Annotated in this window: 12 protein-coding genes, 1 CRISPR repeat array and 1 other annotated feature; of the genes, 1 reads left to right on the top strand and 11 read right to left on the bottom strand. The window is 60.3% G+C overall.

The features are described from left to right. Positions 1 to 39: 39 nt before the first annotated feature. From ACFSR7_RS34885 to melA, 4 genes are all read right to left on the bottom strand, one after another. The gene (locus ACFSR7_RS34885) at positions 40 to 1,644 is read right to left on the bottom strand and encodes an extracellular solute-binding protein (RefSeq protein WP_378169236.1); all 1,605 of its coding nucleotides are present in this window, start codon (positions 1,642 to 1,644) and stop codon (positions 40 to 42) included. Between the two features lie 109 nt (positions 1,645 to 1,753). Further along, the gene (locus ACFSR7_RS34880) at positions 1,754 to 2,641 is read right to left on the bottom strand and encodes a carbohydrate ABC transporter permease (protein ID WP_378169235.1); all 888 of its coding nucleotides are present in this window, start codon (positions 2,639 to 2,641) and stop codon (positions 1,754 to 1,756) included. A gap of 12 nt (positions 2,642 to 2,653) precedes the next feature. Next, positions 2,654 to 3,625 carry an ABC transporter permease gene (locus ACFSR7_RS34875; protein ID WP_378169234.1) on the bottom strand — a complete coding sequence of 324 codons (972 nt, stop codon included), beginning with the start codon at positions 3,623 to 3,625 and terminating at the stop codon, positions 2,654 to 2,656. Positions 3,626 to 3,848: 223 nt separating this feature from the next. Continuing rightward, positions 3,849 to 5,147: an alpha-glucosidase/alpha-galactosidase gene (gene melA, locus ACFSR7_RS34870; RefSeq protein ID WP_378169233.1), complete on the bottom strand. Its 1,299-nt coding sequence runs from the start codon at positions 5,145 to 5,147 to the stop codon at positions 3,849 to 3,851. Positions 5,148 to 5,284: 137 nt separating this feature from the next. Here melA and ACFSR7_RS34865 point away from each other — a divergent pair, with 137 nt between their 5' ends. After that, entirely contained in the window at positions 5,285 to 6,142 is an 858-nt protein-coding gene (locus ACFSR7_RS34865) for a helix-turn-helix domain-containing protein (RefSeq protein WP_378169232.1), read from the top strand. A 642-nt stretch (positions 6,143 to 6,784) separates the two neighbouring features. Here ACFSR7_RS34865 and ACFSR7_RS34860 read toward each other — a convergent pair. The 7 genes from ACFSR7_RS34860 to ACFSR7_RS34830 form a co-directional block, all read right to left on the bottom strand. After that, positions 6,785 to 8,353: a 2-isopropylmalate synthase gene (locus tag ACFSR7_RS34860; protein WP_378169231.1), complete on the bottom strand. Its 1,569-nt coding sequence runs from the start codon at positions 8,351 to 8,353 to the stop codon at positions 6,785 to 6,787. Positions 8,354 to 8,447: 94 nt separating this feature from the next. Beyond that, positions 8,448 to 8,681, bottom strand: a binding site (T-box leader). 80 nt (positions 8,682 to 8,761) lie between these two features. Continuing rightward, entirely contained in the window at positions 8,762 to 11,161 is a 2,400-nt protein-coding gene (locus ACFSR7_RS34855) for a glycosyl hydrolase family 95 catalytic domain-containing protein (protein ID WP_378169230.1), read from the bottom strand. Positions 11,162 to 11,185: 24 nt separating this feature from the next. After that, a complete protein-coding gene (locus ACFSR7_RS34850) occupies positions 11,186 to 11,914 on the bottom strand; it encodes a response regulator transcription factor (RefSeq protein ID WP_378169229.1) in 729 nt (242 codons plus the stop codon). Next, on the bottom strand, positions 11,911 to 13,686 hold the full coding sequence (locus ACFSR7_RS34845) for a sensor histidine kinase (RefSeq protein ID WP_378169228.1): 1,776 nt from the start codon (positions 13,684 to 13,686) through the stop codon (positions 11,911 to 11,913). Before ACFSR7_RS34845 ends, ACFSR7_RS34850 begins: the two co-directional genes overlap by 4 nt. Positions 13,687 to 13,711: 25 nt before the next feature. Beyond that, positions 13,712 to 15,289 (bottom strand): extracellular solute-binding protein, encoded by a 1,578-nt coding sequence (locus tag ACFSR7_RS34840; protein ID WP_378169227.1) that lies wholly within the window; start codon positions 15,287 to 15,289, stop codon positions 13,712 to 13,714. Between the two features lie 66 nt (positions 15,290 to 15,355). Next, entirely contained in the window at positions 15,356 to 16,237 is an 882-nt protein-coding gene (locus tag ACFSR7_RS34835) for a carbohydrate ABC transporter permease (protein WP_378169226.1), read from the bottom strand. 33 nt (positions 16,238 to 16,270) lie between these two features. Continuing rightward, positions 16,271 to 17,212 carry an ABC transporter permease gene (locus ACFSR7_RS34830; RefSeq protein WP_378169225.1) on the bottom strand — a complete coding sequence of 314 codons (942 nt, stop codon included), beginning with the start codon at positions 17,210 to 17,212 and terminating at the stop codon, positions 16,271 to 16,273. Between the two features lie 414 nt (positions 17,213 to 17,626). Next, positions 17,627 to 17,991: direct repeats of the CRISPR family, unit length 32 nt; unit sequence GTCGCTCCCCGCGCGGGAGCGTGGATTGAAAC. Between the last annotated feature and the right edge of the window lie 51 nt (positions 17,992 to 18,042).

The raw sequence follows: 18,042 nt of genomic DNA, 5'->3' as shown, positions 1-18,042 counted from the left end.
ATCGACCGACTCTCGACCTCGCCGGCTCCGCCGCCCAGCCTACGGCTGAATGCCGAGCGCCGCGAATTGCTTGGTAGCTTCGTCCATGAGCTGCTGGCCGCCGTTTTTGAGCCAGGTATCCTTGAACTTGTCGTAGTCGCGGGTCTGGCCAAGCACGTACTGGATGTCGAACTCGTCCTGCAGCTTCTTCAGGTTGGCGACCGTCGTCGCGTCCAGATTGAGCAGGTCGGCATAGTTGCGGTTCTTGTCCAAGCCGCGCACCTTCTCCTCGGCCGCCGCCCATGTCAGCGTCAGCTTGCCCGGCGTCGCCTCGGAGATTTCCAGAATCGGGTCGGTCCCGTTGAAGTTGAGCCAGGTGCCGTAATCGATGCCGCCGCTGTTGCCCTGAATTGCGCGGAAGTCGTCTTTCATATTGATATACGTCTTGCCGTCGTCGGTCTTGCGGATTTGCTGGTCGACCCCCGGCACGCCGATGCCCCAGCGGAAGCCGAGATAGCCCTCGTTCGGATACTGCCCGTCGTCGAGAATCTGCAGGATGCGCTCCAGCTTCCCGGGATCGGATGCGGCCGCCGCAGAGATCGCGTACACGCCGCCGACGATCGGATCTGGCGCCAGCTTGCCGCCGCGCTCGTCGCCCTTCGGGATCGCGATCGGCTCCCAGAAGCCCAGAAATTCCTCGTTCGTCTTGCCGGTCGATTCTTCGTTGATCAGCTCGCGCGACGGGTACCAGATCATGCCCGCCTTGCTGCCGTGCACCTTGGAGCCCATCTTGCCCCAGTCCTGCAGGTACCAGTCCGGATCGACAAGCTTGGCGTCAACCAGCCGCTTGACGAAGTCGAGCATTTTCCGATGTGTGCCGTCGATGATCGAATGGGCGGCCTTGCCGTCGTCCCCGACGTACCAGCCGCTCGGTCCGTACATCAGCTCGAAGTTGCTGAACAGCGACAGATCCTTGCCGGTACCGGCCGACGTCGTGCCGTAGGTGTCGTTTTTGTGATTGCCGTCGGGATCCTTTTCCGTGACCGCCTTCATGTACTGAAACAGCTCCTCGTCGGTCGTCGGCTCCTTCATGCCGAGCTTGTCGAGCCAGTCTTTGCGAATCTGAACCGTCCAGCGATTTTTGTCCGGTGCGAGCGGCAGCATGATCATTTTGCCGTCCCGGGTCGTGAACGCCTTGGTGCCGTCGTTGAAGTAGCGGGTCAGCGTCGGCAGTCGATCGAGATACGGCGTATAGTCATCGAGCAGCACCCCCTGATTGTAAAACTTCTCGATCAGCGTCTTGTCGCCGGTAAAAATCAGGTCGGGCGGGTCCTGCGACGCGAAGGCGACGGTCAGCTTCTGCTCCATGTCGCCGGCCGGAATCGCCGTAAACTTCAGATCGATGTTGTACCGCCGATCGGCCCAGCGCTTCCACGGATCGTCGCCGAGCGGCGTGTTCGACCAGCCATTTTCCAAAATGCTGATCTTGTACTTCTTGTCGCTGCCGCCGCCGTCTCCGCCGCTCGCGGACGAAGCCCCGGCGCTGTCCGATACGACCGCGCCGCCCGAGGGCGCGCCGTTATTGCCGCCGCCGCTGCAGCCGGCCGCTGCGAGAGCTGCGCTCAGCAGGACGGCCGTCAGCACGGCTTGCTTGCGTGTGAACATGTTGCATAACCCCTTTGTGTACGTTTTTGTGTACGTTGTATTTAATCGACCGCCAAACGTCGCCGCCGACGGGAGATTATGTGTCCGGAGGTACGAGCGGGGGTCGCGATCAGCCCTTCACCGCACCCAGGTACATGCCTTTGACGAAATACTTTTGCAGAAACGGGTAAATGCACAAGATCGGCACGGTACCCGCAACGACGAGGGCCATCTTCATCGTCTCGTCCGAGACGCGGTACGCCGGATTAATGCTGAGATTGCCGCCGACCAGGCCGGTCGGGCTGGTGCTGACGAACAGATTGTGAATATACAATTGCAGCGGGTGAAGCCTGGCGTCGGTAATGTAGATGAAGGCGTCGAACCAGGCGTTCCAGTGGCCGACGGCGGCGAACAGCCCGAGTGCGGCCAGCACCGGCAGGCTGAGCGGCAGCATGATGCGGGCGATCATTTGAAGCTGCGAGGCCCCGTCCATAACGGCGGATTCCTCGACCTCCTGCGGCACATTTTCATAAAATTGTTTCAGCACGAGCACGCTCCAACTGTCGATCGCCCCCGGCACGATCATCGCCCAGAACGTATCAGTCAAGCCGAGCTGCTGCACGACGAGATAATTCGGGATCAACCCCGCGCTGAACAAAATCGTAACGAGCACGCTCCAGACCATGACCTTTTTGCCGGGTATGTCCTTGCGGGACAGCGTATAGGCCGCGATCACGGTCAGCGCCAGCATGAGCAGGCTGCCCGCAACCGTACGGGCCGTACTGATCAGGAACGCGATAAAAAAATTCGGCTGCGAGATCAACTGACGGTAAGGCTCGAGCGTCGGCTCGTACGGGATAAAAATAAAGCCGCCGCGCTCGATGTACTCCTTCTGGCTGACGAGCGAGGTCGAGACGACATAAATCAGCGGCAATATAGAGGCGACAGATACGAGCACGATCAGAACGGTGATGAAAATCTGGTACGCCCGCTCGCTGCCGGTCAAACGTGTACCCAACGGTGATCCCTCCTACCAAATGCCGATACCGGCCACGCGCTTCGAGACGCGATGCGCCGTCACCACCAGAATCAGGCCGACCAGCGATTGAAAAAACGAGACGGCCGTAGACAGACTATATTGCAAATCGACGAAGCCCTGCCGGTAAATCCATGTGTCGATGACATCACCTACATTGTAAGTTGCCGGATTGTAGAAAAGCAGAATTTGCTCTCCTCCGGCGTACAGGATGCTGCCGAGCGACAGCGTGAACAAAAATACGATAATGTGCATGATCGACGGGATCGTGATTCGAAAAATGCGCGAGATCGGCCCGGCGCCGTCGATCTTGGCCGCCTCGTACAGGCTCGGATCGATCGTCGTCAGCGCAGCCAGGTAGATGATCGTACCCCAGCCGAGCTCCTTCCAGATGGCCGACCCGATCAGGATCGGACGAAACCACCCCGACGACAGCAGAAATGTCTGCACGTCTCCGCCCAGCGAGGAAATCGCTGCGTTCAGCAGCCCGCCGTTGGCGAACAACGCGTACACCATGCCGTATATAATGACCCACGAGAAAAAATGCGGGATGTATACGAGCGTCTGACTGATGCGCCGCAGCTTGCCCGACGACAGGTCGAACAGCAGAATCGCCAACAACAGTGGCGGCCAAAATCCGAACGCAATGCGCAGCAGGCTGATGGCGATCGTGTTGCCCAGGATGCGAGTCATGTCGGGATGCTCGAGCGCGGTGCGAAAGTTGTCCAGCCCGACCCACCGGCTTCCCCATACGCCCTGCAGCAGCATGTAATGCTTGAAGCTGAGCACTGTCTGCAGCACGAGCGGATAGTAGCGGAACAACGCGTAATAAACGATAACGACCAGCATCAGCAGGTACAAGCCCCAGTATTTTCGCAGCCGGGCGACGGTGCCGTTGCTGATGCCTCCGGCTCTTTCGTTGTCTATGCCGTTGCCTGTGAGCCTCCGGGCGAGCTTGAGATTCATGGCGCTTTGTCGCCTCCCTTCTGCCTATCATCGTATCAAGGAACCGCTTACACAAATAGTCGGCAGTTTTATTAAAAGGGAACGAATCCTGCCCAAATTTCGCGCGACCGGTCGGCAGCGACTTGTTTATTTTCAGACGAGACTTCGTAGGGAAGCGGGGGCTGTGTCGGTATACGAAAAAAAGGCCCATGCCCGCGGCATGGACCTCTCTTGTTTTGGCAAATTAACGGAACTTCGGCAGCCAGTCGCCGTGCGCTTCGATCAGGTCGTCGCACAGGGAGACGATGTCGTCCATCGACAGTTCGGCGGACGTGTGCGGATCAAGCAGGGCGGCGTGGTAAATGTGCTCCTTCTTGCCCGTCACCGCGGCTTCAATCGTGAGCAGCTGGGTGTTGATGTTCGTCCGGTTGAGCGCGGCCAGCTGCGGCGGCAGGTCGCCCACGTACGTCGGCGTCACGCCCGAAGCGTCCACCAGGCACGGCACCTCGACGCAAGCTTCCTTCGGCAGGTTGGTGATGAGGCCGGTGTTCATGACGTTGCCGCCGATCTTGAACGGCACGTTCGTCTCCATCGCGTCGAAAATGTAGGAGGCATACTCATGCGAGCGCTCGTGCGAGAGGCTCGCGTTGTTCACGATGCTGTCGCGCATCTCGCCCCACCGCTTGATCTGGTCGATACAGCGGCGCGGATACTCGTCGAGCGGGATGTTGAAGCGTTCGATCAGCTCCGGGTAGTTTTTCTTGATGAAGTAAGGGTGGTACTCGGCGTTGTGTTCGCTCGATTCCGTGACATAGTAGCCGAACTTCAGCATCAACTCGTAGCGGACCATGTCGTGATGCTTTTCCTTTTGCTTTTCGGCCGCGCGGCGCTTGATCTCCGGATACAGGTCGACGCCGTCCTTGGTCACTTCAAGCAGCCAGGCCATATGGTTGATGCCCGCGATGCGCGAACGCACGCCTTCCTTCTCCATGCCGAGTCCGTCGAACAAATGATCCACGCACACCTGCACGCTATGGCACAGGCCGACCGTTTTTACGCCGCCATGCGTATTCATGACGTTGGTCAGCACGGCCATCGGATTCGTATAATTCAGGAACCAGGCGTCCGGGCATACCTCTCGGATGTCGCGGGCGAAGTCCATCATGACCGGAATCGTGCGCAGATTGCGGAAAATGCCGCCGATGCCCAGCGTGTCCGCGATCGTCTGGCGAAGACCGTACTTCTTCGGCACCTCGAAGTCGGTAATCGTGCACGGATCGTAGCCGCCGACCTGAATGGCGTTGACGACGTACTTGGCGCCGCGCAGCGCTTCCTTGCGATCGGAATAGGCGACGATACGGCACTTGCTGCCGTTGGAAGCCTGGATGTTGCGAAGCATGCTCTCGGATTCCTTGAGCCGCTCCGAATTGATATCGAACAATGCCAACTCAAAGCCCTGGAGCGAGGGCACGAGCATGCTGTCGCCCAGTACATTTTTGACGAATACCGTGCTGCCTGCGCCGAGGAACGTAATCTTGGACATAAGATAATAGCCTCCCTGATTCCCGGTAGTATTAAGCCTATCTGCGATTTATAATAAATAAAAAGCGCTTCCGGGAATATGGAACAATACGTTCAACTTATGGAATAATGTAGTCTATCATGTGGAGGGTAATCACCATGTCCAATCCGTTCAGCCGCACGACCGTGCATCCGAATCCCCGCGCGTCGGGAACCCTGTCCGTCCTGTTCGCGGGGTACTCGCAGACGGAGCCGGAGCACCGGATGGGACCGCAGAAGCTGGACCACTATCTGATCCATACGGTCGCCGAGGGCAAAGGGTGGTTCAAGTGCCGCGACCGGCACTACGATCTCGAGGAGGGCGATACCTTCGTCATTTTGCCTGGGGAAATGTACGCCTACGAATCGGACAAAGAGCGGCCGTGGCGGTATCGCTGGATCGCCTTCCACGGTCCCGATGCCGAGCGCTGGCTCGCCGCGGCAGGCGTCGACGCGCTGCATCCCATCGTGCGGGGCGGCAGCGAAGAAGCGCTGCGCGCGATGCGGGCGGTGGATGGCGCATTCGCCAAGAAAAGCTGGACCGCCGACTGGGAGGCGGAGGGCTGGCTGCGGCTCGCGTTCGCGGCTTGGGCCAAAGCGAACCGGCCGACCGGCCCCGCCGCCGGCGCCGAGCCGCGCAGCCTCGCCGCCGTCGAGGCGGACCGGGCCGCGCGCTGGCTGCAGGCGCAGCAGTCCGATCCTTCCGTCACGATCGCGCGGATGGCCGCCGAGCTCGGCTACCACCGCACGCATCTGACGAAGCTGTTCAAGCGGGAGACGGGCATGACGCCCGTCGCCTACCTGCAGCAGCTGCGCATCGAGCGCGCCAGCTCGCTGCTCGCCGAGCCGCTCTCCGTCGAAGAGGTCGCCCTGTCCGTCGGGTACAGCGACCCGCTCTACTTTTCCAAGTCGTTCAAGAAAATGACCGGGCATACGCCCTCGGAATATCGGAAAATGGTTCGTGCGGGCATAGGTTAGATGCTAGCTCTTGAGCATGCAATTGCGCGGATAAGGCGTGATCATGTTCGACATCGCGAACCGTTAAATGGCCGGGTTCCTCCATTAGACCAATGACAGCTCGCATGGTTTGCATCCGACTGCCAGAGCCGAACCCGTTCACAAATTCTTCCGTTGTTCATAGACGGCAACGGGCGGACAGCCCGCCTCCTGTCCTGCTCGCTTGGAGCTGATGAAGGCGCGCTGCCCGCCGATCGGCATCGAAAAAGAGCAGCGGCTCTATGGCTCATCCGACAGCAGCTTCGATAAGCCGGCCGAACGTCTCCCGCCCCGCTCCCTCGCCGCAACGCCTGCAAATATACATCCTTTTTCGCCGACTTCGACCCTTTTGTACAGAATAGATGTCAAAGTGCAGTTAATATCCTTCATCAGCCGGATTTCCGGCTTGCTCGCTGCATTTGCCTGCACATTTGCAGGTATTTCATCAAGTGTCGCGCATCGGCAGAAAATACATGTACAAATGCAGGCTTTTCGCCCCCGCCAAGCATCCGAAAAGTGCCGGCACGCCACAAGCGCGCTTATCTGTCCCCCAATGGCCGCGGTCCGAGATACGAACAGCCGCGCATCCCTCCGGACGACCTTCGCGACTGCCCGTTTGTCCTCTTAACCGATCGCCACTGCCGTTTCCTCGCCCGGCGCCGAGTCGAGCACGATGGCATTGATGCCGTTCAGGAACGCCAGCGCGCTGGCCTTGATGATGTCCGTGTCCATTGCTCGCCCGGCATACGTCTTGCCGTCGTACTCGAGCTGGATGTTCACCCGGCCGACCGCTTCTTCCCCTCTGGAGAGGCTGTTGATCTTGTAATGCTTCAGCCGCACCTCGAAGCCAGCCAGCTCGCGGATGACGCCGTACAGCGCGTCGATCGGGCCGTCGCCGACCGCGCTGCCCTTGAGCGCTTCCGCGCCTCGGCGCAGCTTGACCGTGGCGGTCGGGCACAGTTCGTTCGTGACGACCTGGAACGACTCCAGCTCGAACAGGCGCGCGGCGACCGCTTCGTCCTTCGGCTGCGCCTCGCGGTGCCCGTTCACGAGCGCGAACACGTCGTGATCGTACACTTCCTTGCGCGCATCGGCGAGCGCCAGGAACTTCTCGAACAGCGCCTCGAAGTCTGCGTCGTCCTTGGGCTCGAAGCCCATGCGCGCCGCAGCGTGCTTGAACGCGTGCCGGCCGGACCGCGCCGTCAGCACGAGCTCCATGCTCTCGGCCCCGACCTCCTCGGGAGACATGATCTCGTACACGCGCTTATCTTTCAGCAGACCGTCCTGGTGAATGCCGGAGGAATGCGCGAACGCGTTTTCGCCCGTAATCGCCTTGTTGACTTGCACGTCGAGACCCGTCAAATGCGTCAGCAGCCTGGACGTCGGGAGCAGTTCCGTCGTGCGGATGCCGGTGGAGCAGCCGAACAGCGCTTCCCGAACCTTCAGCGCCATGACGACCTCTTCGAGAGAAGTGTTGCCGGCGCGCTCGCCCAGGCCGTTCACCGTGACTTCGACCTTGTCTGCGCCGCCCCGGATCGCGCTCAGCGTGTTCGCCGTCGCGAGGCCGAGATCGTTGTGGCAGTGAACGCTCAGGATGACGCGCTCGTCGAGGTTTTTGAGCCGTTCGTTGATGCGCCGGATCAGCTCGCCGAATTCATGCGGCTCCGCGTAGCCGACCGTATCCGGCACGTTGATCATCGTCGCGCCGGCCTTGACGACCGCCTCGATCGTGCGCCACAGATAGTCGAAGTCGGACCTCGACGCGTCCTCGGTGGAGTACTGCACATGCGGCAGCAGCGTTTTGGCGTATCGGACGGCTTCGACGCCCATCTCCATGACCGCGTCCTTCGAACGGTTGAATTTTTTCTCGACGTGAATGTTCGACGTGCCGAGCACGATATGAATAAGCGGCTGGTCCGCTTCCTTGATGCTCTCGTAGACGGCGTCGATGTCGCTCTTGACGGCGCGCGCCAGCGCGGTCACCGACATCTGGCGTCCTACCGCGCGGGTGACGGCTTGCACGGACTCGAAGTCTCCGCGGGACGAAGCGGGAAAGCCGGCTTCGACGATATCGACCTGCAGACGCTCCAGCTGGCGGGCGAACTCGACCTTCTGCACGGCGTTCAGCTTGGCGCCGGGTACCTGCTCTCCGTCTCTTAACGTCGTGTCCAATACGATAATTTTGCGGCTCATGGGAAATCCCCCTTATTGGTGGTTGATTGGGAAATCTATGTGAAGCAGGCTCGTTTAAACCCGGAATTTAAACGACAAAAAACCCCGTCTCTGTTATAGAGACGGGGTTTAACCCGCGGTACCACTCTAATTCGTCTCCGGCATGCGGAAACAATCTCGTTCGATGGCCAACACCATCTATCCTTGTAACGGCGGAATCCCGGTTTACCCTACATATCAGGCAACTGTTCATAGAGGAGTTCAACGTGATCCGCACTGCCGTTTCGCACCAACCAACGGCTCTCTGAAAGGCGTCTTCACATCTACTGGTTCTAATCAACACATTTGGCTTATGAAGTTATCGGTAATTATAGGCCGCCCGAGAAGCGATTGTCAACAGGCATTTATCATGCCCAGTCCGCCACGTCTTCATTCGCCAAGCTGAATCGCGATCCGAAAAGAGCGCTCGCGACCGAAGCGGATCGTGAACCCATCGCTGCGAATATCGACGGAAGCTCCGTCTCCTTCCAGCTCGAGACTGCGGATCGGCCGCCCGCACAGCAAGCGGATCGCCCCATCCCTAAGCGGCGTACCGCACAGGTCGATCTCGCCCGCCGGCAACCGCCAAGCCAGCCGGTCCACGACGATTCCGGCGCGCGTGCGGAGACCCGACAGAGCGCCTTCGGCCAGCTCCGGCGGCATCGCGGGCAGCAGCTCGAGCCGATCCGTCGTACTGTAAAGCGCGGCCTCGGCCAGGATTGTCGGTATCGCTCCTATGGCATCGGGGAAGTTGAAGCGATAAGGGTAATGGTTCGTCATCAGACTGTAGTTGACGAAGCCGGTCTCCAGCAGCAGCGCCAGATGCCGCTGCACGAGCTCCCTGTCTCCGACCCTCGCGGCGACGAGCGCCCGATGCGCGATGCCGTGCGCGGACTGATCTTCCAGCGCGCGCTTGCGATTCGCGATCCGTGCGGCACGGTGCAAGGCTGGCTCCGACTCCCGGTCGAATTCGAGCCCCGGCCATGCGCCGTACAGATGAGAGACGTGCCGGTGGTCCAAGCGATCCCCCAGCCCTTCCCAGGCCCACTCCTTCAGCTCGCCGTGCGGCCCTGTCGCATAGGCCGGCATCGCGTCCAACAGCTCCCGCCACCTGGCGGCCCGCTCCGTGCCGAACGCGTCCTCGCCGCCGTAACGCAGCAGCGTGCCGAGCACTTCCTTGCAGACGGAGATGTCCATGACCGCATTGATCGCGAGCGGGCTTCCAAAACCGGCAGGCTTGTTTTCCGGTGAATAAGAAGGCACGAACACGACCCGTCCGCCGGCGTCCCGCTCCGTCAACAGATCCTCGTACAGCTCGGCGAGCTCCGCGTACAACGGCAGCATCCGCCCGTGCAAAAATTCCGCATCCAGCGTCGTCTCGTAGTATTCCAGGTACGGCTGCAGCACCCAGCCCGAGCCTGACAGCCAATAGTGATGCGGGTAATCCTTGAAAAAGTGGTAAAGCAGCCCCGACTCGGCATCGGGATGCGCGGCGAACTGAAAGCCGCGGGTGCCGAGCAGCCGTCTCGCATTGATCCGCGAGTCTTCCAGCATGGATTCGACCCAGCGGAAGTACACATGCATGAGCTCCTTCAAGCCGCCTGTATTGCCAAACGACAGCTGGAGGTTCGTGTTGATGTTCACGTGGCCATAGAGCGGCGGAAGCTCGCCCGTATAACTGATCAGGAAATAACGTCCCATATCGAACAATTTCTCGAGCAGGGCGGGTACGAGGCACGGCCGCTCCAATTGAACGGCCAGCAGCTCCTCGACGCTGAGACGCCGTTCCTCGCCGCCGCCCAGGTCGATCGACGAGCGCATGAACAGCGGCGTATGCAGCCGCATGTGCCGGGTAAGCAGCTCCTCGTAGCCGAATTCCAGCTCGGCCAATGTGCGCACGGCTTCGTCGGCCGCATCGGACGTCGCCGTGTCCGTGAGGACGACGACGGTCAGCAGCATCACCTCGCCGCGAAATCGGACCTTGAGACCGCCGTCCGCAGCCTCGACCGCCTCGATGACGGCGCCCTCCGGCACCGCGACGCGCGTCGCGACCGCATAGCCCGCCCGTCCCGCATGCGGCCGGTACGAAGCCTCGGCCGCGACGGTGTCCGGCGCGGCCTGCCGGACGGCGAAGGCCGGCTGCCCGTCCGGCCCCGCGTCCAGCCAGCGCAGCGGATCGCGCTCGTGATCCGTCTCGGCATAGGGGCTGAGCCGCAGCGTCAGCTCCGCAGCGGCGCCGTCCGGCGGTACGAGGCGCTGCACGATCGCGCCGTCGGCCCGCGAGACGAACCCGCTGCGCAGCCAGGCGCCGCGATCGTCCCGCCAGACCAGACGCGTCTCGCCGGACGCCATATCGAGCGCGTGCAGATAGTCCTCCGCCGCCTCGCGGCCTTCCAGCTCCAGTTGAATCGCGGCGGCGTTGTGCAGCTCGCTGAAGCCGACGTCCGAGCCGCCGCGCTTTTTCGCCTCTTCCACGGCCAGCATCGACGCCGCCTCGTACTCGCCTGCCAGCAGCAGGCGCTTCACCTCCGGCAGCACGCCCGCGATATCCGGCGGCTCGGGTGCGGCGCGCCACTGGGGCACATACATGCGCTCATGGCCGACGTACAGACGCTCGCGGTACGGATGGCCGAACGCCTGAACGCGCAGCGTACCGTTTCCCATGACGAGCGCATCCTGCCAGCGCTCCGCCGGACGAATCCCGAACGCGTGATGCGCGGACCACGAGGGCCGGTCCTGCAGGGCCATCGGCTTAATTTTCGGTTCCGTCATTTTTGGTTCCGTATGCAAAGCGTTCCCCCCTCTCCGTTCCCGTCATCCGTTTCGGTATTGGCCGGGCGTCTTGCCCGTCATCTTTTTAAACAACTTAAAAAAATGCGGCGGACTGTCGTAGCCCACCAGCAACGCCACCTTGTCGAACGCCAAATCAGGATGGTCGCCGATCAACTCCTGCGCCTTGGCGATCCGGTATTGCTGCAAGTATTGCACGAACGTCTTGCCCGTCTCCCGCTTGAACAGCAGACTGACATAGTTGGGATGGAGATGAATGGCCTGGGCCAGATGCTCCAAGGCGATCTCGCGGTTGTAATTCCCCTCGATGAAGCGGATGCCCGCGGCGATGCTGGCGCTCCCGGCCGTGCCGGAGAGCGGCAGTCCGACGCGACCTTCCCGTTCGACCTCGCCGGCGATCCGCTCCAGCAGCTCCGTCAGCTCCTCCCGGTCGACGGGCTTGAGCAGATAGTCCAGCACCTGCAGCTGCAGTCCTTTTTTCACGAGATTGAAGTCGTCGTAGCCGCTCAGGATGACGAAGCGGCCGCGCAGCTCCCGGTCCTGCGCAGCTTCGATCAGTTCGAGCCCCGTCATGCCCGGCATATAGATGTCGGTGATGACCAGGTCCGGCGCGAAGCGCTCCAGAAGCTCCAGCGCCTCCGTGCCGTCAGCGGCCTGCACAAGCTCGAACCGCCCCGGCCACGCCTCTTCGACGATACCGACGATGCCGCGGCGAATGAGCGGTTCGTCCTCCGCGATCAGGATGCGCATCATGGCGTACTCCTCCTCCGTTCGATCCGGATCTCGCAGGCCGTGCCTTCGTCCGGGGCGCTCTTCAGCCTTAGGCCCGAGGCGCCGCCATAGAAAATGCCGATGCGCTCGTGCACGTTGGCAAGCCCCATGCCGGATTGCGCCTCCGGGTCTTGCCGGCCGCCGTAGAGCGATGCGCGCACCGCGGACAGCCGGTCCTCCGTCATTCCGTGCCCGTCGTCCCGCACCGCGATCGTCACGCCCTCGTCATCGGCGCGCACCACGATCTCCACCGTCCCCAGCCGCCTTAAGCCGGCGAAGCCGTGCACGATGCAGTTCTCTACCAACGGCTGGAGAATGAAGCGCGGGGAAGCTTGCGCCTCGAGCGCCTTGTCCGACGCGATGCGATACGCCAGCCGGTCCTCCCCCATCCGCAAGCGATAAATCTGAAGGTAGTAGGCGACGTGCTTCAGCTCTACGCCAAGCGTCGTATCCCCGTCATGCGACAAGCTGTAGCGGATGAGGCGGCCGAAGGCGAAGCACATATCCGCGACCTCCCGCGCTTTGACGGCCTCGGCCAGCATGCGCAGCGATTCGAGCGTATTGTACAAAAAATGCGGCTTGATCTGCGCCTGCAACGCCGCGTAAGCGGCCTCCCGGCGCAAAATCTGCTCCCGCTGCACCTCGTTCACCAGCTCGTCGATTCGGCTGATCATGGCGTTAAAGGACCGGGTGAGAAAGCCGATCTCGTCATGGCTCTCCTCGCCCTGGAATGGCTTCAGATTGTGTTCCCCGACCCGACGCATGTGCTTCGCCAGACGCAGAATTCTCCCTGTCACCCTTGCGGCAAAAAAGTAATAGATGACCGAGAGCAGCACCAGCAGCGCTAACATGACGGCAAATACCGTATTCAGCTCGCTGCGCAGCTCCGGGAAATCCTCGCTCGGAGAGCCGTAGGCGACCGCCCACAAGCCGAGTTCCTCCACATACAACCCGTTCAAGCTCGAGCTACCCTCAGTCACAGGAAATTGTCCGCCGCCCGCCTTCGCTAGCCCGATGATCCGCGACTCTCTTTCTGCGTCCATGCCCGCTTCTCCGGACTGTCTGAATACCGGTGCATTGCCGTCCGTCAGCAGGATGCCGACAGCCGGATTGTCCGCGCGCATGCTCGACAAAAACGGCGAGAGACCCGCGGGTTTAAACCGTATGACCAGCAGTCCCAGCGCGCGGGTGTATTCTTCGTTGTAAATCTTCTGACGGAAGGCTAACTCGCCCAATCTGTCCGGCGATTCGGCGGCGTACGACCACTCGCCCCTGGTACCGAGCCGGGACAACCTCGCGGCTTCCTCCGGCGACTCGTCGATCGGCGTCAGCTCGTCGCTGAGACGCATCGCGACGCCGCCGACCGTGTAGATTTTCACGTCGTCGATGACGGTATTCGCCGAATGAATATACTTGAACATCGGAGAGATATACTTCAGGTAATTGTAAGTTTGATCGAGCTCCGAGCCATAATTGCCGCTCAGCAGCTCGATCAGGTTGGCATTGTATTGGATGACGCCGTAGAGTGCTTCGACCTGGGCGAGCTGCACCTTGAAGTTCGTATAGGCGTGCTCTGCGAGCTGCTGCTTGCCCGAAGCGTACTCCTCGATCAGATTGCGTTGAAAGTGCCGATAGACGAACGGTCCGAGCACGAGCATCGGGAGAAGCACGACTAGCAAATAGCCGAGTATCATCTTGCGCGCGAGCCCTCTCATGCCGCTCGCGCCGGGCGCTCGCGCCCCTTTGTCGGGCATTCCGCCGCCCTCCTCCCGACCCTCGCTACTTCATGTTCGCGACGACCGTCCTGTATCGTTCGTTCGCCCACGCTTCCAGCTTGTCCACGCCGATTGTCTTCGCTTTGGCCTGAAGATCTTTGTACGCAGCTTCCGCATCCGCTTCCGACTTCGCCATGTAGACCTTGACCTGCTCGTTGTTGATCATGTCGCGCAGCTTGGTCATGATGGTACGCTCTTCGCTGTCCGCCTGCGGATCGAGCAGCCCAAGCGCGGGACTATGCACGTAATGCGCCTTGATCTCCTGCGACACCTCGGTGCCGAGCAGCTTCGGATTGTAATTTTTGAGGCCCTCGTTGACCGCGGAGCCGCCCAGCAGCCCCCACAGGAAATTACCGTTCTTCAACTGATAATCGGCATCCTGCGTGTTGTATTTGAACTCGGGATAGCCGTCCGCGTTCATCGTCCAGTCTTCGCCTTCGATGCCCCACTGCGCCAGACGCTGGCCTTCTTCGCTAAAAAGGAACTGCATCAGCTTAATCGACTCGGCCGGATGCTTGTTGTTTTTGGTGATGAAGACGCCGGACCAGCCGACCGTGCCTTGATAGAAAGCCGCTTTGTCTCCGATCGGCTTCGGCACGGGCTTCATCCGGTATTCCTTGCCCAGGCTCTCGAGCTCGGCATTGACGCGGTCGGACGTCTGCGCGATGTCGATGATCGCGAACGCCTTGCCGCTCTTCACCAGGTCTTCGGCATTGCTCGACCCTTCCTTGTAGGAGAAGTTTTCGCCGGTCAGATAGCCGTCCCTGTAAAGTGAATTGATATATTTGTACGCGTCCAGCTTGCCCGGCTGATTCAGGAAATACTTAACGCCGCCCTGGCCGTCTTCATAAAATTCGAGCGGATAGTCCATCAGCCCGAATTGCGCGTTCAGATAACCGAATCGCAACACGTCCTTGGAGACAAGCGGAATCATGTCCGGATATTGCGCCTTCACTTTGCCGAGCAGCGCGGTCAGGTCGTCCAGCGTATTCAGCTGCGGATTGCCGAGCGCTTCCATAATGTCGGACCGCACGTGCAGTGCCGGACCGTTCGGCAGCGCGTACTTATTGTCGTTCCATTCCTGCTCGGTCGAGTAGTTGTTCAGCATCGTGTAAAATTTGCCGTCGGCCTGGGTGTACAAGCCGCTGATGGCCGGATCGACCTTCCAGTCGGGCGCGTATTGGGCGATGAGCGAGTTCCAATCGAGGCTGGCGGCCGGCGTCGCCATTCGCGTCAGCTCCTTATCCGTGAACACCAGCTCAGGCAGGTTGTCCGACGCGAGCATGAGCGGCAGCTGCTTGTCGTCCGAAGCGACAGTTACCTTGAGCTTGACGCCCGTGCGCTTCGTGATTTCCTCCGGCACCTTGCCGCTCCAATCCTTGAACTGCCACCAGCTGTGATTCACGAACATCTCGATCTCGACGGGCTCGCCGCCCGTTCCTGCGGACGCCGATGCGCTCGCGCCGGAAGGCGCCGCGGAACCTTCCTCCGCTTTGTCGCCGCTGCAGCCCGCCAGCAGCGCGGCCGCAAGCGTCGTGGCCGTCGCGATTCCCACTATTTTTTTGCCGTAACCCTTGCTCATGTAGATCCTCCCCGAATATCTGATTTTATTATAACCGGTATCCGCCGCGGGAAGCAGCGGAGGCGATCAGCCTTTGACAGCGCCGATCATGACGCCGTTCACGAAGTACTTTTGCAAAAACGGATAGACGCACATGATCGGCAGCGTCGCGATGACCATCGCGGTCATCTGCAGCGACAGCGGCGTGACACGGCTGCCTGCCGCATAGTTGGCGGCTTGTCCGCCGACGGAAACGTTCGCCTGGTTGATGACCTCCATCATCCGGAAGCTGATCGTCCGCAAGCTCTCCGACCGGACGAAATAGGCCGAGTCCACCCACGCGTTCCACTGGTTGACGCCGACGAAGAGCAGCATCGTGGCGACAAGCGGCATTGATACCGGCAGTACGATACGCACGAAGACGGTCCAGTCCCCCGCGCCGTCCATGGCGGCCGACTCCTTCAATTCCTCCGGAATCTCCTTGAAAAACGAGATTGCGATCAGCAGAAAAAATCCGTTAAGCGCGCCTGGGATGACGTAGACGAAAAACGTGTCCAGCAGGCCGAGCGACCGAAGCAAAATATAGTAGGTGATCAGGCCGCCGGAAAAATACATCGATACGACCACGAGCCCGATGTACAGCCGCTTGAACAGCAGACCGCGATACGCCAGCCCGTAGGCCGCAAGACAAGTGACGAGCACGCTGAACACCGACCCTGCCAGCAGCCGCGCGACGCTGACGAGCAGCGCATCGGTCCACTTGGCGTCCATGAAAAAAGCCGTGTAATTGTCTGTCGTAAACGCGCGGGGCCACAAGTAGATGCCGCCCAGGCTCGCGTCTTTGCCTTCGTTGAACGATTGGATCAGAATAAAGTAAAACGGGTACAGCGCGGCCGCGACGATCAGCAGCATCAGCAGGACGTTGATGCCGTCGAACCATCGGTCCTCCCTGCTCCTCCTGGCGGTCATGGACAAGACTCCTTTCTGACGCCCCTTCCCTGCTTAGAACAACCCCGTACCCGAGAGACGCTTGGCAAGCGCGTTGCTCGCCAGCACCAGGCAGACGGACAGGCAGGATTGGATGAAGTCGACGGACGCCGCGTACGCGAACCTGCCGTCGGCCAATCCGACCTTAAAGGCATAGGTCTGCACGATCTCGGCTTTGTCGTTGTTGAGATAATTGCCGAGCAAGTAGCTCTGCTCAAAGTTGGAGCCGATCAAGCCGCCTCCGAGGAAGCTGCCGAGCGCCAGGATGAGTACCACCACGATCGAGTCCTTCATCAGCGGCAGCGTAATGAGCAGGATTCGCTTAATCCTCCCTGCCCCGTCGATCTCCGCCGCCTCGTACAAGCCCGGGTCGATGCCCGCGAGCGCGGCGAGAAAAATAATCGTCCACCACCCGGTCTCCTTCCAAATATCCGACAACACCGCAAGAGGCCAGTAATAATCGGGATCGGTCAGGAAGCCGATCGGCTTGTCCGTCAGGCCGGCTCGAAGCAGCAAATCGTTGAGCAGACCGGACGTCTCCGACAGAAACGCTCCGCAGAGGCCCGCTACGATTACCCAGGAGATGAAGTGCGGAAAATAGCTGATCGTCTGCGCGAAACGCTTGAATCGCCTTCCTCGAAGCTCACCGAGCAGGATCGCGAACACGATCGGAATCGGAAAACAAAACAAGATCTTCAGTCCGCTGATCGTAAGCGTATTGCGCACGAGCGTCCCGAATTTGTAGTCGCCGACGAACTCGCGGAAGTGGCCCAGCCCGACCCACGGGCTCGAAAAAATGCCGCGCAGTCCGTCCGTAATCGAATATTGCTTAAACGCGATCAGAATGCCGACCATCGGAATGTAAGCAAAAACGAGCAGAAACAACATTCCGATCCAAACGAACCCCTGCAGTGTCAACTGCTTCCGGAAGGTTCTGCGCAGCTCCTTAAAGGTCATGCGGTTCACCTGCTTTTTCGCTCGCGCAGCGTGACGCCGGCGCCGGCGGCATGCTGTTGAAAGCGGTTTAAATCGCTTGCAGGGTTCATTCTATCACCGCGGATGCCGCGCCGAAATTCTCGTTTCTAACATGTGAGTGCGCATTCTTAAGGTATTTGCGGGTTTCGCGCCGACAAGGGGCTCGTTATCGGGAACGAAGGAGGGGGCTTAGGAAGGTTAAATTGTGTTATTCTATTACCATAAACACGCGCGAACCCCAAGCGTACACGGAAATCCCGGGATATTCGCGCACCTTGATGTGTCTGGGATTAAAGCTTTGAAAGGGATTGGCGAGCCTTTTTTTAATTTCATAAAAAACGGGTTCGCGAAAAAAGTCGCTAAGCCTTTGCTGTGCTTGAGTTCTTTGGCTGTGCTGTCGCTCCCCGCGCGGGAGCGTGGATTGAAACATCTGCAGAGAGTTGGACAACATCGTCCGTATCCGTCGCTCCCCGCGCGGGAGCGTGGATTGAAACCTTAGTAGCTTATGGCCTTCCACGGCTGCTGCCGCGTCGCTCCCCGCGCGGGAGCGTGGATTGAAACGTTTTGCGATATCCTGCCAGCAGCGCTTTTGCATTGTCGCTCCCCGCGCGGGAGCGTGGATTGAAACTCGTATCGTGGATTCGAACCACAGAGCCAGTCTACGTCGCTCCCCGCGCGGGAGCGTGGATTGAAACACCCATTTGCTCGCCTGTTCCGCAACCTGCGCTTGTCGCTCCCCGCGCGGGAGCGTGGATTGAAACATTGTCGCACGAGTGCCACCATATTATGAATACTAGTCGCTCCCCGCGCGG

Source organism: Cohnella sp. GCM10020058, assembly GCF_042683485.1.
Taxonomy (GTDB): domain Bacteria; phylum Bacillota; class Bacilli; order Paenibacillales; family Paenibacillaceae; genus Cohnella.
This window is presented reverse-complemented; position numbering and strand designations above follow the sequence as displayed.

Excerpts from the sequence above, each read along its gene's own strand:
- ACFSR7_RS34875 (WP_378169234.1), bottom strand. The coding sequence starts at position 3,625 with ATGAATCTCAAGCTCGCCCGGAGGCTCACAGGCAACGGCATAGACAAC.
- ACFSR7_RS34850 (WP_378169229.1), bottom strand. The coding sequence starts at position 11,914 with ATGATGCGCATCCTGATCGCGGAGGACGAACCGCTCATTCGCCGCGGC.
- ACFSR7_RS34885 (WP_378169236.1), bottom strand. The coding sequence starts at position 1,644 with ATGTTCACACGCAAGCAAGCCGTGCTGACGGCCGTCCTGCTGAGCGCA.
- ACFSR7_RS34845 (WP_378169228.1), bottom strand. The coding sequence starts at position 13,686 with ATGCCCGACAAAGGGGCGCGAGCGCCCGGCGCGAGCGGCATGAGAGGG.
- ACFSR7_RS34860 (WP_378169231.1), bottom strand. The coding sequence starts at position 8,353 with ATGAGCCGCAAAATTATCGTATTGGACACGACGTTAAGAGACGGAGAG.
- ACFSR7_RS34830 (WP_378169225.1), bottom strand. The coding sequence starts at position 17,212 with ATGACCTTTAAGGAGCTGCGCAGAACCTTCCGGAAGCAGTTGACACTG.
- ACFSR7_RS34840 (WP_378169227.1), bottom strand. The coding sequence starts at position 15,289 with ATGAGCAAGGGTTACGGCAAAAAAATAGTGGGAATCGCGACGGCCACG.
- melA (WP_378169233.1), bottom strand. The coding sequence starts at position 5,147 with ATGTCCAAGATTACGTTCCTCGGCGCAGGCAGCACGGTATTCGTCAAA.
- ACFSR7_RS34865 (WP_378169232.1), top strand. The coding sequence starts at position 5,285 with ATGTCCAATCCGTTCAGCCGCACGACCGTGCATCCGAATCCCCGCGCG.
- ACFSR7_RS34835 (WP_378169226.1), bottom strand. The coding sequence starts at position 16,237 with ATGACCGCCAGGAGGAGCAGGGAGGACCGATGGTTCGACGGCATCAAC.